General features: G+C 64.6%; 15 protein-coding genes. 10 read left to right on the top strand and 5 right to left on the bottom strand.

Annotation, left to right across the window (positions count from 1 at the left end; all coding sequences use genetic code 11):
* Positions 1-65 precede the first annotated feature (65 nt).
* Positions 66-1,364 (bottom strand): ABC transporter substrate-binding protein, encoded by a 1,299-nt coding sequence (locus tag ACYG9Z_RS04920; protein WP_023752102.1) that lies wholly within the window; start codon positions 1,362-1,364, stop codon positions 66-68.
* 275 nt (positions 1,365-1,639) lie between these two features.
* A complete protein-coding gene (pcaQ, locus tag ACYG9Z_RS04915) occupies positions 1,640-2,557 on the bottom strand; it encodes a pca operon transcription factor PcaQ (RefSeq protein ID WP_023752101.1) in 918 nt (305 codons plus the stop codon).
* A gap of 92 nt (positions 2,558-2,649) precedes the next feature.
* Here pcaQ and pcaD point away from each other — a divergent pair, with 92 nt between their 5' ends.
* The 6 genes from pcaD to pobA are packed head-to-tail and all read left to right on the top strand — an operon-like array spanning position 2,650 to position 7,468.
* Positions 2,650-3,459, top strand: coding sequence for a 3-oxoadipate enol-lactonase (gene pcaD, locus ACYG9Z_RS04910; RefSeq protein ID WP_023752100.1), 810 nt, complete (start codon positions 2,650-2,652; stop codon positions 3,457-3,459).
* Complete coding sequence (pcaC, locus tag ACYG9Z_RS04905; RefSeq protein WP_023685273.1) at positions 3,452-3,865, top strand: 4-carboxymuconolactone decarboxylase; 414 nt, start codon at positions 3,452-3,454, stop codon at positions 3,863-3,865. Before pcaD ends, pcaC begins: the two co-directional genes overlap by 8 nt.
* Entirely contained in the window at positions 3,855-4,610 is a 756-nt protein-coding gene (gene pcaH, locus ACYG9Z_RS04900; protein WP_023685272.1) for a protocatechuate 3,4-dioxygenase subunit beta, read from the top strand. Before pcaC ends, pcaH begins: the two co-directional genes overlap by 11 nt.
* Positions 4,610-5,224 carry a protocatechuate 3,4-dioxygenase subunit alpha gene (gene pcaG / locus ACYG9Z_RS04895; protein WP_023685271.1) on the top strand — a complete coding sequence of 205 codons (615 nt, stop codon included), beginning with the start codon at positions 4,610-4,612 and terminating at the stop codon, positions 5,222-5,224. Before pcaH ends, pcaG begins: the two co-directional genes overlap by 1 nt.
* Positions 5,225-5,243: 19 nt before the next feature.
* Positions 5,244-6,296, top strand: a complete 1,053-nt coding sequence (locus tag ACYG9Z_RS04890) for a 3-carboxy-cis,cis-muconate cycloisomerase (protein WP_023752099.1) — start codon at positions 5,244-5,246, stop codon at positions 6,294-6,296.
* A complete protein-coding gene (gene pobA, locus ACYG9Z_RS04885) occupies positions 6,296-7,468 on the top strand; it encodes a 4-hydroxybenzoate 3-monooxygenase (RefSeq protein ID WP_023752098.1) in 1,173 nt (390 codons plus the stop codon). The genes ACYG9Z_RS04890 and pobA overlap by 1 nt, the downstream gene beginning before the upstream one ends.
* A 13-nt stretch (positions 7,469-7,481) precedes the next feature.
* Here pobA and pcaF read toward each other — a convergent pair whose 3' ends face one another.
* The 3 genes from pcaF to ACYG9Z_RS04870 are packed head-to-tail and all read right to left on the bottom strand — an operon-like array spanning position 7,482 to position 10,331.
* Positions 7,482-8,687, bottom strand: a complete 1,206-nt coding sequence (pcaF, locus tag ACYG9Z_RS04880) for a 3-oxoadipyl-CoA thiolase (protein WP_023712109.1) — start codon at positions 8,685-8,687, stop codon at positions 7,482-7,484.
* A 1-nt stretch (position 8,688) separates the two neighbouring features.
* A complete protein-coding gene (locus ACYG9Z_RS04875; protein WP_023690761.1) occupies positions 8,689-9,477 on the bottom strand; it encodes a CoA-transferase subunit beta in 789 nt (262 codons plus the stop codon).
* Positions 9,474-10,331, bottom strand: a complete 858-nt coding sequence (locus ACYG9Z_RS04870; protein ID WP_023752097.1) for a CoA transferase subunit A — start codon at positions 10,329-10,331, stop codon at positions 9,474-9,476. The genes ACYG9Z_RS04875 and ACYG9Z_RS04870 overlap by 4 nt, the downstream gene beginning before the upstream one ends.
* A 116-nt stretch (positions 10,332-10,447) precedes the next feature.
* Between ACYG9Z_RS04870 and ACYG9Z_RS04865 the strand changes: the two genes are divergently transcribed.
* The 4 genes from ACYG9Z_RS04865 (at position 10,448) to ACYG9Z_RS04850 (ending at position 14,161) form a co-directional block, all read left to right on the top strand.
* Positions 10,448-11,218: an IclR family transcriptional regulator domain-containing protein gene (locus tag ACYG9Z_RS04865; RefSeq protein ID WP_023752096.1), complete on the top strand. Its 771-nt coding sequence runs from the start codon at positions 10,448-10,450 to the stop codon at positions 11,216-11,218.
* 208 nt (positions 11,219-11,426) lie between these two features.
* On the top strand, positions 11,427-12,152 hold the full coding sequence (locus ACYG9Z_RS04860; RefSeq protein WP_023752095.1) for a GntR family transcriptional regulator: 726 nt from the start codon (positions 11,427-11,429) through the stop codon (positions 12,150-12,152).
* Between the two features lie 3 nt (positions 12,153-12,155).
* Positions 12,156-13,190, top strand: a complete 1,035-nt coding sequence (locus ACYG9Z_RS04855) for an ADP-ribosylglycohydrolase family protein (RefSeq protein ID WP_023696232.1) — start codon at positions 12,156-12,158, stop codon at positions 13,188-13,190.
* Positions 13,187-14,161, top strand: a complete 975-nt coding sequence (locus ACYG9Z_RS04850; protein WP_023752094.1) for a PfkB family carbohydrate kinase — start codon at positions 13,187-13,189, stop codon at positions 14,159-14,161. The genes ACYG9Z_RS04855 and ACYG9Z_RS04850 overlap by 4 nt, the downstream gene beginning before the upstream one ends.
* The last annotated feature ends 33 nt before the right edge of the window (positions 14,162-14,194 follow it).

Here is a 14,194-nt window from a genome sequence, read left to right as displayed (position 1 = left end):
TGCCGGCAGCGCGGAGGATCGCGGCGTTTGCTGAACCGTTCACGATGCGATCCCCTAACCGACCGTCAGCTGTTATACGGCTGGAGCTTGGCCTCGACCGGAACCTTCGGGTCGGTGGCGTTCTCGGTCACGACGTAGTCGAGCGGGAATTTGCCGCCTTCCTTGGCCGCCACCCATTGGGTGCCGATGATCGGGCCGGGAGAGACATTGGCGACCGGGCCGCTGGTGAAGTCGACCTTGCCGATCATGGTCTCGGTGTTGAGCGTGCTCAGCGCCTTGGCGACGGCCGCCTTGTCCTTGGCGTCGGTGCTTGCCTTCAGCGCCTCGAAGCCGGCGTCGAGCAGCGACATCGAGGCGCCGAGCTGCTGCGTCCACTGCTTGCCGCTGGCGGCCTCATAACCGTCGGCCAGTTCGATTCCCGAAACGCCGGTCAGCGGCGACTTGTAGGGAAAGGCCTTGTGCCAGTAAGCGGCGCTCGAAATCTTGTTGCCGAGATCGCCCAGCGCCTCGATGTCGGACGGGAACAATCCGGTCTTGGCGACCTGGCAGATCTTGATCTGCTTGATCAGGCCTTGCTGTGCAGCCTGACGCCAGAAGGCGGCGAAGTCCGGCGGGATCGGGAAGGAGTTGAAGATCTCGACGCCTTCCTGCTTGAACAGCGCGATCTGCGAGGAATAGTCGGTGGTGCCGGTCTCGTAGGCGCCGGGATCGACGATGGTGAAACCCTGCTTTGCCAGCAACGGCGCCAGATGGGTGCGGATGGCATTGCCGTCTGCGTCGTTGGGATACATGACGCCGACCTTCTTGTTGGTCTCGATCAGGTTCCATTGCGAGATGTAGGTCCGGAAGAACTCGTCGACGCCGAAGCCGAAATGATAGGTGCATTTGAACGGCGAGGGTTCGCCGGGCTTGGCGCCGCGGCCGAAATACCAGGCCTCCCACGGCATGACGGTGGAGAGGCAAGGCACGCCGGCGGCTTCGCAGGCGTCGGCGACCGGGTTGATCACCTCCGGCGTCGACACCGCCAGCATCAGGTCGACGGCCTGGTTGTTGATGAGGTCCTTGGCGAGCTGGCCGGCGCGCGACGGGTCGGATTGCGTGTCCTGGTCAATGATCTCGACACTGTATTTCTTGCCGCCGATGTCGAGGCCGTTGGCGAGCGCCTTGCGGGCGAGGTCGAGCACATAGCCGTCGGTCTGGCCGAAGCCGGCGAGCGGCCCGGTGCGCGGGCTGACAAAGCCGACCTTCAGCGTGTCGGCGGCCTGCGCGAAGGCCTGGCCGCGGCTGAGCGCAAGTGCCGCGCCGCCGGCGAGCGATGTGGCGATGAACTGGCGCCGCGAGACGCCGGATTTGCTTGAGGTCATGCTGGTATTCCTCCCTTTCCTGACGGCACCTGGAGGTCACCGCCGGCCTGCTCAAAATCGATGCCGCCCGTTCTTAAGATCGGAGATCGCCCCGGCAGGCCTTGAGGCGGCAGCGGAACGCCGCCAATGCCGATAACGGCACGATTTCGATCCTCCCATCGTCACAGTGCCCTAGGTGTTTGGTTTGGTAAAATGATATTTTGCGGTGTTTCGTTAACCAACAGGTTATGGAATACGGCTGAAGGCCCGCTCTGCGCCAGATTGGCGAAAGGTGCTCAGGCGTTCTGGCTGGCCGCCTCGCGAATGGTCTGCAGCAGGATGGTGAAGGCCGGCGAAGGCGCAGTGTCGGTCCGCATCGTCAGGCCGACCGGCCCTTTGGTTTCGTCGGTGTTGACGGGCAAGGCGACGAAGGCGCCGCTGGAGAGTTCGTTGGCGACGACGCCTGTCGATATGATCCAGACCGCATTGCTTTGGCGCAGGAAGGCACGGCCGAAGGAATCCGAGACGGTCTCGATCTCGGTCGCAGGCGCCGTCATGCCGTTGGTGATGAACAGGCGGTCGACGAACGGGCGGATGACCGACTCCCGCGTCGGCATCAGCACCGGGAATTCATCGAGCCGGGCGAAGATGTCCTGGCCCGGCTGCAGCAGCGGATGGCCGGCCCTCACCACGAACAGCACCGGTTCGGAATAGAGATGCTCGAAGAAGAAGCCGGTCATGTTTTCCGGCGCCGCAAGCCGGCCGACGACGAGATCGAGCGCACCGACGCGCAACTGTTCCAGCAGGACCGCGTTCTCGCCGGTGACGATCTTGATCGCAGCACCGGTATTTTCACTCAGGAACAGGCTTATGGCGCGTGGCATCACCTTGGCCGACACTGTCGGGAGCGCGCCGATGCGGATCGGATGCCGGTTGATGGCGCCGTCCTGGCGGACGGAATCGACGCCGCGCTTCAGTGCCGTGATCGCCGTGCCGGCATGGCCGAGAAAGATTTCGCCAAGCCGCGTCACCCTGATGCCGCGGCCGTCGCGTTCGACGACAGCGATGCCAAGCGCCTCCTCCAGTTCGCGCAACGTCTTGGTCACGGCCGGTGGGCTGACATGGAGAAAGTCGGCCGCCCTCGCCACGCTGCCTTGCCGCGCTACCTCAAGGAATGCCTGCAGGTGACGGAACCTTATGCGGCTTTCGGACATGTTCTCATAACCTAGCAGTTAATGAAACGGCGGAAAATATCATTTTACCAAACCAAATGCCTTGTGCAATGTGAACACGGAGGATCGAAATCGTGCAATTCGTCAACATTGGCGGCATCACGCTGCACCATCGCCATATCAAGGCGAAGGGAAATGCGCGGCCGATCGTGTTCATCAATTCGCTGGGCACCGACTTCCGCATCTGGGACGAGGTGTTGTCCGAACTGGGTGGCGAAATGCCTGCGTTGGTCTACGACAAGCGCGGCCATGGCCTGTCCGACATTGGTGGCGTCAGCTCGATCGACGAGCATGTCGATGATCTGTCGGGCCTGATCGATCATTTCGAATTGAACAATGCGGTGCTGTGCGGCCTGTCGGTGGGCGGCCTGATTGCGCAAGGGTTTTATGCCCGGCGCCCCGAAATCGTCGACGGCCTCATCCTGTGCGACACCGCCCACAAGATCGGCACGGCCGACAGCTGGAACACCCGCATCGAAACGGTCGAAAGCAAAGGCATCCAGGCCATCGCCGATGCCGTGCTCAAAATGTGGTTTACGCCTGCCTTCCACGCGGACCGTGTCGCCGAGCTCGACGGCTACTGGAACATGATGACCCGGCAAGCCGTCGCCGGCTATGTCGGCACCTGCGCCGCGGTGCGCGATGCCGATTTCACCGAGGCCGCGCAGGGGATCGCGGTACCCACGCTTTGCGTCGTTGGCGACCAGGACGGCTCGACGCCGCCGGATCTCGTCCGCTGGCTGGCCGATCTGATCCCAGGCGCACATTTCGAAATCATTCGTGACGCCGCGCACATCCCTTGCGTCGAACAGCCCAAGGCGCTGACCACCCTGATCCGCGATTTCGTCGCGGCGCTTCCCCTGAGAAAGCAGACCCATGGATGAACTGCCCAAAAACGAAACCAGATATCAGACCGGGCTGACCGTCAGGCGCTCGGTGCTCGGCGACCCGCATGTTGATCGCAGCGAGGATGCCGTCACCGATTTCGACCGGCCGTTCCAGGAGCTGATCACCGAGGCAGCCTGGGGCACTGTGTGGGCGCGTCCGGGCTTCAGCAGGCGCGAACGCTCGATCGTGACGCTGGCACTGCTGGCCGCCCTTGGCCATGATGAAGAGGTCGCCATGCATGTGCGCGCCACCGCCAACACCGGTGCGTCGCGCGACGATATCTGCGAAGCGTTCCTGCATGTCGCGATCTATGCCGGCGTGCCGGCCGCCAACCGCGCCTTCAGGATCGCCAAGGAGGTGTTTTCGGAAATGGACGGAAGCAGGGCTGGCCATGCCAGCTGATGCCGGCTCGAACCGCAGGCCCGAGAGCGGAGCCTTCTTCCAGCGCGACCGTGGCTGGCATCCGCCGGCGCTGACGCCCGACTACAAGACGTCGGTGTTGCGCTCGCCGCAAAAGGCGCTGCTGGCCTTCGACAACACGGCGTCCGAAATCACCGGTCCGGTGTTCGGCCACGCCATGCTCGGCGAACTCGACAATGACCTGATCCACAACTTCGCCAAGCCCGGCGAGAGCGCAATCGGCGAGCGTATCATCGTCTATGGCCGCGTGCTCGACGAGCGCGGCCAGGGCGTCTCCGGCGCGCTGCTCGAATTCTGGCAGGCCAATTCAGGCGGCCGTTACCGCCACAAGAAGGACGGCTATCTCGCGCCGCTCGATCCGAATTTCGGCGGCTGCGGCCGCACCATCACCGATGCCGATGGCGGCTATGCCTTTCGCACGGTGAAACCCGGTCCCTATCCCTGGCCGAACGGGCCCAATGACTGGCGGCCATCGCACATCCATTTCTCGGTGTTCGGCCACGGCTTCGCACAGCGGCTGATCACGCAGATGTATTTCGAGGGCGACCCGCTGATCTGGCGGTGCCCGATCGTGCGCGGTATCCGTGACAAGGCGGCCGTTGAGACGCTGGTCGCGGCGCTCGACATGCAGGCGACGATCCCGTTCGACGCGCGCGCCTACAAGTTCGACATCGTGCTGCGCGGGCGCCGCGCCGCGCTGTTCGAAAACCGGCCGGAGGGCAATTGATGGCGCAATCGCTGACCCGGCTGAAGGAGAGCCCGTCGCAGACCGCCGGGCCCTACGTGCATATCGGGCTGACGCCGAATTTCGGTGGTATCGGCGGCGTCTATCCGACAGACCTCGGCGCGACGATGCTCAACGACAAGACCAAGGGCGAGCGCATCGGTTTGCGCATCCGCGTGCTCGACGGCACCGGCACGCCGCTCAGGGATGCCTTGATCGAAATCTGGCAAGCGGATGCCAATGGCTTCTACAATTCGCCGGCCGAATTGCGCGGCGATGCCGATCCGGATTTTCAGGGCTGGGGCCGTCAGCCGACCGACATGGAAACCGGCCTGTGCAGTTTTCAGACGATCAAGCCGGGACGCGTGCCGTATGGCGACGGCCGGCTGATGGCGCCGCATATCAGCCTGTGGATCGTCGCCCGCGGCATCAATATCGGCCTCCACACGCGGCTCTATTTCTCCGACGAGGCCAAGGCCAATGCCGAGGATCCGATCCTGGCCCGCATCGAGCACAAGGTGCGCGTGCCGACGCTGATCGCCGAGCGGCAAGGCGACAACTATATTTTCGACGTCCATCTCCAAGGGGAGAAGGAAACGGTCTTCTTCGACAGCTGACGGTCAGGAAACCAATGACATGACCGTATCGCCCTTCGACCATCCGCTGCTCTCCGGCCTGCTCGGCGACGAGGAGGCGGCTCGGCATTTTTCGGTGGATGCGGAAATCGCCGCCATGCTCGATTTCGAGCGCGCGCTGGCGCAAGCGGAAGCCGAAAGCGGGACTATCGGCACGGATGCCGCCGCGGCGATTGTACCTGTCCTGTTGTCATACAAGCCGGACACCGCGCGGCTGCGGGCCGGTGTGGCGAAGGATGGCGTGATCGTGCCCGAACTGGTGCGCCAGTTGAAGGCAGCGGTCGGCGCGCCGCACGACGCCGGCGTGCATTTCGGCGCAACCAGCCAGGACGTCATCGACACTGGCCTGGTTCTTCGGCTGCGCCGGCTCATTGAACATCTCGACCTGCTGCTGACTGAAAACATTCTGCGGCTGGTAGGGCTGGAAGAACGTTTTGGCAGCCGTGCATTGACAGCGATGACGCGCATGCAGCCGGCGATCCCAATTCAGGCGTCGGACCGCGTGGCGGTGTGGCGCACGCCGCTGCAACGGCATCAGCAGAGACTCTCGGAGCAATCCAAGGGTCTGCTGGTAGTGCAATTCGGCGGCGCTGCGGGCACGCTGGAAAAGCTCGGCGACAAAGGGCCTGCGGTGCGCGCCGCCCTTGCCGCAAAGCTTGGCCTTGGCGATGCGCCGCAATGGCACAACCAGCGCGATGCGCTGGCCGAGTTCGCCGGTTTGCTGTCGCTCATCACCGGCAGCCTCGGCAAGTTCGGCCAGGACGTCGCCCTGATGGCGCAGAGCGGCACCGAGATCAAGCTATCCGGCGGCGGCGGCTCGTCGGCCATGCCGCACAAGCAGAACCCGGTGAAGGCGGAAGTGCTGGTGACGCTGGCGCGCTTCAACGCCACCCAGCTTTCCGGCATGCATCAGGCGCTGGTGCATGAGCAGGAGCGCTCCGGTGCTGCCTGGACGCTGGAATGGCTGCTCTTGCCGCAGATGGCGGTTGCGGCCGCGGCTGCGCTACGGCTCGCCGCCGAACTCGCCGGACAGATCGAAAGCCTGGGACACTGATGCGCACCCGGATTGTCATTGTCGGCTCCGGACCGTCCGGGCTGCTGCTTGGCCAGCTTCTCGGCACCATTGGCGTCGAGACGGTGATCCTCGAACGTTCGAGCCGGGAGCATGTGCTTGGCCGGGTGCGGGCAGGGGTGCTCGAACAAGGCACCGTCGAGTTGCTCGAAGAGGCGGGCGCAGCTGCAAGGCTGCATGCCGAGGGCCTGCTGCATGGCGGCATCTCGCTTGCCTTCGGCGGCGGCCTGCACCGGCTCGACCTCACGGCACTGACTGGCGGCAAGCATGTCACCGTCTATGGCCAGACCGAAGTGACGCACGATCTGATGGACAAGCGCGAGGCGGCCGGGCTGACCACCGTCTATGAGGCGGCCAACGTCGCGCTGCATGGTTTCGATGGCGAAGCGCCCTACGTCACCTACGACAAGGACGGCGTCAGCCATTGCATCGACTGCGACTTCATCGCCGGCTGCGACGGCTATCACGGCGTTAGCCGCAAATCGGCGCCTGGGCGGGCGCTGAAAACCTTCGAGCGGACCTATCCCTTCGGCTGGCTCGGCGTGCTGGCCGAAGTGCCGCCGGCCGATCACGAACTGGTCTACGCCAACCATGAGCGGGGCTTTGCGCTGTGCTCGATGCGGTCGACGCATCGCAGCCGCTACTATGTGCAGGTCCCGGCTGACGAACAGGTCGACGCCTGGAGCGACGGTCGCTTCTGGGACGAATTGCGCAGTCGCCTGCCGGAACAGACCGCAGCCGCGGTCGTTACCGGCCCGTCCTTCGAAAAATCAATCGCGCCGCTGCGCTCCTTCGTCGCCGAGCCGATGCGCTTCGGCCGGCTGTTCCTGGTCGGCGACGCCGCCCATATCGTGCCGCCGACGGGCGCCAAGGGGCTCAACCTCGCCGCCAGCGATGTGCGCTATCTCTTTGCTGGGCTTCGCGAATTCTATCTGGACAAATCACCAAGCGGGCTCGACGCTTATTCAGCCAAGGCGCTGGCCAGAGTGTGGAAGGCGGTGCGCTTCTCCTGGTGGATGACGACGATGCTGCACCGCTTTCCCGATACGGGCGAGTTCGGCCAGCGCATCCAGGAAGCCGAGCTCGACTATCTCGTGCATTCGCAAGCGGCGTCGACCGCGCTGGCTGAAAACTATGTCGGTTTGCCCTATTAAGGGCGGTGCAAACTCAAACCCGTTCGAGCGCCACCGCGATGCCCTGGCCGACGCCGATGCACATGGTGGCCAGCGCATAGCGGGCGCTGCGCTCGCGCAGTTCCAGTGCCGCGGTGCCAGTGATACGCGCGCCCGACATGCCCAAGGGATGACCAAGCGCGATGGCGCCGCCATTCGGATTAACGTGCTCCGCGTCCTCGGAGATGCCGAGTTGGCGGAGCACGGCGATGCCTTGGGAGGCGAAAGCTTCGTTGAGCTCGATGACATCGAATTGCTGCGGTGTCAGGCCGAGGCGGGCGCAGAGCTTTTGTGTCGCCGGGGCAGGGCCGATGCCCATGATGCGTGGCGCCACGCCGGCAGCAGCGCCGCCGAGGACGCGGGCGATCGGCGTCAGGCCGTATTTTTTCACAGCCGCTTCGGAGGCGATGATCAGCGCTGCCGCGCCGTCATTGACGCCGGACGCGTTGCCGGCGGTGACGGTGCCGCCCTGGCGGAACGGCGTCGGCAATTTGGCTAGCGACTCGACCGTGGTGCCGGCGCGGGGATGCTCATCCTTCGATACGATAATCGCATCGCCCTTTTTCTGTGGGATCGTCACCGGGGTAATCTCCTTCGCCAGCCGGCCATTGGCCTGTGCCGCGACGGCCTTGTCCTGGCTGCGCACGGCAAAGGCGTCCTGGTCGGCGCGCGACACTGAAAAATCCTCGGCGACGTTCTCGCCGGTCTCCGGCATGGAATCGACGCCATACTGTTTCTTCATCAGCGGGTTGATGAAACGCCAGCCGATGGTGGTGTCGTGGATCTCGGCATGGCGCGAAAAGGCGGTCTCGGCCTTGGGCATGACGAAGGGGGCGCGGCTCATCGATTCGACGCCGCCGGCGATCATCAACTCGGCTTCGCCCGCCTTGATGGCGCGGGCGGCGATGGTGAGCGCGTCCATGCCGGACCCGCAGAGGCGATTGACGGTCGAGCCTGACACTTCCTGCGGCAATCCGGCGAGCAGGAGCGACATGCGCGCGACATTGCGATTGTCCTCGCCGGCCTGGTTGGCGCAGCCATAGACGACGTCGTCGATGGCCTGCCAGTCGATGCCGGAATTGCGCTCGACCAGCGCCTTCAGCGGAATGGCGCCGAGATCGTCGGCCCGCACCGACGACAGCGAGCCGCCGAAACGGCCGATCGGGGTGCGGATGTAATCGCAGATGAATGCCTCGGTCATGTCATGCAGCCTTTTCTTTTCCGCTTCCCTCATGCGCCGCCTTGGTGCGGGCCTGCAGGTCACGCAATGTCGTCAGCTCGAGTTCCGTCGGCGCCGGCGTTTCGTCAAGCGCCTCGGCGAACTTTACGATCCAGCCGCAGCTGTCCTGCACCTGCTGCCGCGTCACGCCGGGATGCAGCGACACCACGGTGAATTCCTTGCTCATCGGGTCGGGCTTCCAGATGGCGAGGTCGGTGATCAGCAGCGTCGGTCCAGCGGTGTCGATGCCTAGGCGCTGGCGGTGATCGCCCCCATCGCCATGGCCGAAGGAGGTGAAGAAGTCGATCTTCTCGACCATGCCGCGCTTGGACTGCGCCATGGTGATGTAGATCTCCTTCGACGAGGTGGCGATCTCCGGCGCGCCGCCGCCGCCGGGCAGGCGGGTCTTGGGATGCGCATAGTCGCCGATGATGGTGGTGTTGATGTTGCCGAACTTGTCGAGCTGGGCGGCACCGAGGAAACCGATCGAAATGCGGCCGCCCTGCAGCCAGTAACGAAACATCTCCGGCACCGAGACGGTCGTGACGGCGGTGTCGCAAAGTTCGCCGTCACCGATCGACAGCGGCAAAACATCGGGCGCGGTGCCGATGGTGCCGCTTTCATAGATCAGCGTGATGTCGGGCGCATGCGTCAGTCGCGCGACGTTGCAGGCGGCCGACGGCGCGCCAATGCCGACGAAGCAGACATCGTCGTTTTTCAGGGCTCGGCTGGCGGCAATCGTCATCATCTCATTGGGAGTAAAGCCGCTCATGCCGCGCTCCTCAGATGCTTTACGCGGCCGGCGAAATCGTCCGCCGTGCGATCGATGACATTGGCCTGCATCCAGGCCTGGAATTTTTCACGGTCAGCGGCGATGTCGTCCCATTCGAGATAGGCGGCATTGTCGCGCGCATAATAGCCGTGCGTGTACGACGGATGCGAACCGCCTGATACCACCGAGATCGCAGCGATGGTCCAGCGCGGCAGCACGGTGAGGTTGGGATGCAGGTCGTCGAAATTGTCGACGACTTCCTCTACCGTCACCACGGCGCGCTTGGCCGCGAGCACCGCCTCCTTCTGGATGCCGATAATGCCTTCGACCAGCACATTGCCCTTTTTGTCGGCCTTCTGGGCGTGGATGAAGGTCACGTCGGGGCGGATTGAGGGAACAGCGGCCAGCACTTCGCCGGTGAAGGGGCAGGTGACTGACTTGATGTTCGGATTGACTGTTGCCAGCCCGGCGCCGCGATAGCCGCGGAAAACCGCGCAGGGCAGGCCGGCCGCGCCCGCCTCATAGGCGTTGGCCATGCCGGCATGGCTGTGCTCCTCGATCTCGATCGCCCGGGGAAAGCCGTTCTCGATGGCATCGCGGGCGCGTCGCAGCAGGCCGACGCCGGGATTGCCGACATAGGAGAAGATGATCTTCTTGGCCATGCCCATGCCGATCATCTGGTCGTAGATCAGGTCGGGGGTCATGCGGATGAGCGTCAGGTCGCGAAAGCCCTGGCGGATGGCCTCATGCGCCGCCGCCGTCGGGATCAGATGCGTGAAGCCTTCGAAGGCGACCGTATCGCCATCATGCAGGTTCTCGGCCACGGCCTGTTTGAGCGGCAGGAAATTGACCATCGCCAAGAACTCCGAAGTTCAAAAAGTTCGTATTGCGAACATTTGTTTTGTATGAGATATTTTTACATCGCGCCGCCGAGACGAGTCAAGGCGGCGCATTGTCTTGCGGAGGCCGCATGGAGGACGAGGCAAAGACGCGCGACCATGTCGGCTCGCTGGAGCGCGGCCTTGCAGTCATGGAGATACTGGCCCGGCATCCGGCCGGGATGACGCTGACCGAAATGGCGGAGGAGGCGGGGCTGACCCGCGCCGGCGCGCGTCGCTTCCTGCTGACGCTGACCGCCACCGGCTATGCCACGCAATCCGGCCGGCAGTTTTCGCTGTCGCCGCGCCTGCTCGCCATCGTGCGCTCTTGGCTCGGCGGCGCCTCGCTGTGGACATTCGCGGCATCCATCATGCGCGACGTCGCGGGCCAATTCGACGAGGCCTGTAACGCGGCGGTGCTGTCGGGCGAGGAAGTCGTCTATGTCGCGCGCATTCCTGGCCGCCGCATCCTCAGCGTTTCGCTCGATGTCGGCACCAGGCTGCCGGCGCATTGCACCTCGATGGGGCGCGTCCTGCTTGCGGGGCTGGGCGCGGATGAGCTGAAGGCCTTGCTTGCAGAGGCGAGGATCGAACGGCGCACGCCGAAGACGATCACCAGCCGCGCCGCGCTGGCCAAGGCCATCGACGCGGCGAGGGCGGATGGCTTTGCCGTCGTCGATGAAGAGCTGGAACTTGGGCTGCGTTCGATAGCGGTGCCGATCTATGACCGCGCCGGCAAGATCGTGGCGGCGATCAACGTCTCGACGCAGTCGGCGCGGTTCTCCGTCGAGGCGATGGAGCGGGATATCCTGCCAGCGCTGCGGACGGCCAAGCAACGGATTGAGGAATTTTTCTTGGTGTGAGCGCAAGGCTAATCGTCTGAGGGAAGCGCTGCCCCCGCTCTGTCTCGGAGACGGGAGCGCCCTACGCGGTTAGCGTCGCCATGCGAGCAAACGATGCCCTGGGGCACCTGAGCACAACGCATATGCGTGAATCCAAATATATCGTTGACGTCGCCCTTCAACTCCAATATTGAACAGGACTATACAGGTTTATTGAACAGGTACCCATATGAGGCGGCGCGTGGTTCAACTGTCTCCCGGCACGGGCAAGCCCGAGCAGATCGCCACCGTTCTCGAACATGAGATCCGCTCCGGCGTGCTTGGCTTCGGCGACCGCCTGCAAAGCGAGAACGAACTCGTCCAACGCTTCTCCGTCAGCCGCAACACGATCCGCAAGGGCCTTGAGGAGCTGTCCAGCCGTGGGCTGATAACGACCAAGGTCGGCATCGGCTCTTTCGTGACCTTCGACGGCAAGCCGGTCGACGACGCCATCGGCTGGTCGCGGGCGCTGGCCAATGCCGGCGCCAATGCCGAGACGCGGACGCTGCGGCTTGAAGTGATCGAGGATGCCGATCTTGCCGCGCTGCTTGGCATCGAAAGCCCGTTCTTCATCGCCGTCGACCGGGTGCGCACCAATGCCAGCGACGGCCATGCGATCTCCATCGAACGCAGCCGCCTGCCGCTGTCGCCCGAACTGGAGGACGTGCCGCTGCGCGGTCTGCGCGAAGGCTCGCTGCACCAGACGCTGCGCGGCGCCGGCCTCATCCCAGACCATGGCGAGGAATGGGTCGGCATCGAGATGCTGAATGCCGAAGACGCCGCCATTCTCGGCTGCCCGCAAGGCACGCCGTTCCTGCGCGGACGCCGGCTGACGCGTGCGGCCGACGACCGGCCGATCGAATATGTAACCAGCCTGCTCAACCCGGCGCATTTCGCGCTGCATATGAGGTTTTGAGCGATGCCGGACAGAACCAACGACACGCTCGATCGCGCCATGGGCGCGCTTGTCGGTGGGGCGCTCGGTGATGCGCTGGGCATGCCGACGCAGCTTCTGTCGCCGGCGCGGATCGCCGAGCTATACGGCCATGTCGAGGATTTCGTGGCGCCGTTTGCCGATCATCCGGTGTCGAAGGGGCTCGTTGCCGGCACCATCACCGACGATACCGAACAGGCGCTGCTGCTTGGTCGCATTCTGGTCCAGTCCGGCGACCGCTTCGATCATGCGCGCTGGGTGAACGCACTGCTCGACTGGGAGCGCGAGGTCAAGGCGCGCGGCAGCTATGACCTGCTGGGACCATCGACCAAGCGCGCCATCGACGCCATCAATGACGGCGTGCCGGCGGAAGAGGCGGGAAGCCGGGGCGACACCAATGGCGCGGCCATGCGCATCGCGCCGGTCGGCATCATGATGCCGCTGGAACCGCTCGACGCTTTCGTCGCCAAGGTGGCCGAAACTTGCCGTGCCACGCACAACACCTCGATCGCCATCGCTTCGGCCGCAGCAGTTGCCGCCGCCGCCAGCCACGGCGTCGCCGGTGGCGACTGGCGTGCCGCTTCCGACAGCGCGGTAGCAGCCGCGCGGCGAGGCGCCCGGCTCGGACATTGGGTGACTGGTGGCGATATCGCCGCGCGTATCGCCTGGGCGCAGGAGCTCGTGCGCGGCAAGACCATGCGGGATGCGATCGGGCTCATCACCGATCTCGTCGGCACCGGTGTGGCCAGCCAGGAGTCCGTGCCGGCAGCTTTCGCCGTGCTTGAAGTCGCGCAGGGCGATCCCTGGCAAGCGGCAATCATCAGCGCCAATCTCGGCGGCGACACCGACACGATCGGCGCGATTGCCTCAGGCATGGCCGGCGCCTGCGTCGGCTTTTCGCAACTGCCGCAACAACACATTGCCGGGCTCGTCGGCATAGATATGGGGGAGGTGCGCTCGCTTGCCGAAGACCTCGTCGCGGCGCGCACGGCAAAGGCCAGCAAGGATGCCGCGGCATGAGTGGGCGTCTGGTCCATATCGGCAGCGCCGTCGTCGACTATGTCTACCGCATCGACGCCTTGCCGGCGCCGGGCTGCGAGAAGACCGCGTCGAGCTTTGCGCAGGTCGCCGGCGGCGGCTTCAACATGATGGTCGCGGCCAGCCGCACCGGCATGACGGTGGTGTTCGGCGGCCAGCTCGGCAGCGGACCGAATGGCGATTTTTTGCGCGCCGCGTTTGCGGCCGAAGGCATCATAACGCTGACGTCGCCATCCCCTGTCATGGACAGCGGCAATTGCGTCGCCATGATCTCCGGGGATGCCGAGCGCACCTTCGTGTCGTGGCCCGGTGCGGAGAGCATTCTCAGCCTCGAGATGATGAGGCCCGTGGTGGTCGCGTCTGATGATTGGGTGTTCACGTCGGGCTACACGCTGAGCTATCTCGGAAGCCGCAACGCGCTGACCGACTGGATCGAGGCGCTGCCAGAAAACATTCCCTTCGTTTTCGATCCAACGCCGGTCATCGCGGATATCCCGCGTCCCATCCTGTCGCGGGTGCTTGCCCGTACGACATGGCTGAGCTGCAACATGACGGAAGCGGTCGAGATCGCTGGGCAAGGCGATGTCGAGGCACTCGCCGCCCGGCTGCTCGCCGACCACTGCCCAAAGGCCGAAGGCGTCGTTATCCGCGCCGGCGCCAAGGGCTGTTTCGTGAGGTTGGTCAATGGCGAGACGCAGACCATTGCCGGCTTCAAGGTCGATGCCATCGACACCAATGGCGCCGGCGACACCCATATCGGCGGTTTCGTCAGTGCACTCTCGCGCGGCGTGCATCCCTTCGAGGCGGCGCGCTATGCCAATGCGGCGGCAGCACTTTCCGTCACCCGCCATGGCGGCTCATCGGCGCCGACCGACAGCGAGATCCAGACTTTCCTGAGCCAGGCCGCCACGGGCGAGCCGGGCCAGAACCAGAAGGCCCATCAGACAGCCTGACCCGCCAAGCGGGCAAACAAGAGAGGAACGAAC

The organism is Mesorhizobium sp. RSR380A (assembly GCF_054719385.1).
Note: the sequence above shows the minus strand (reverse complement) of the source record. Positions and strands in the feature narration are given on the sequence as shown.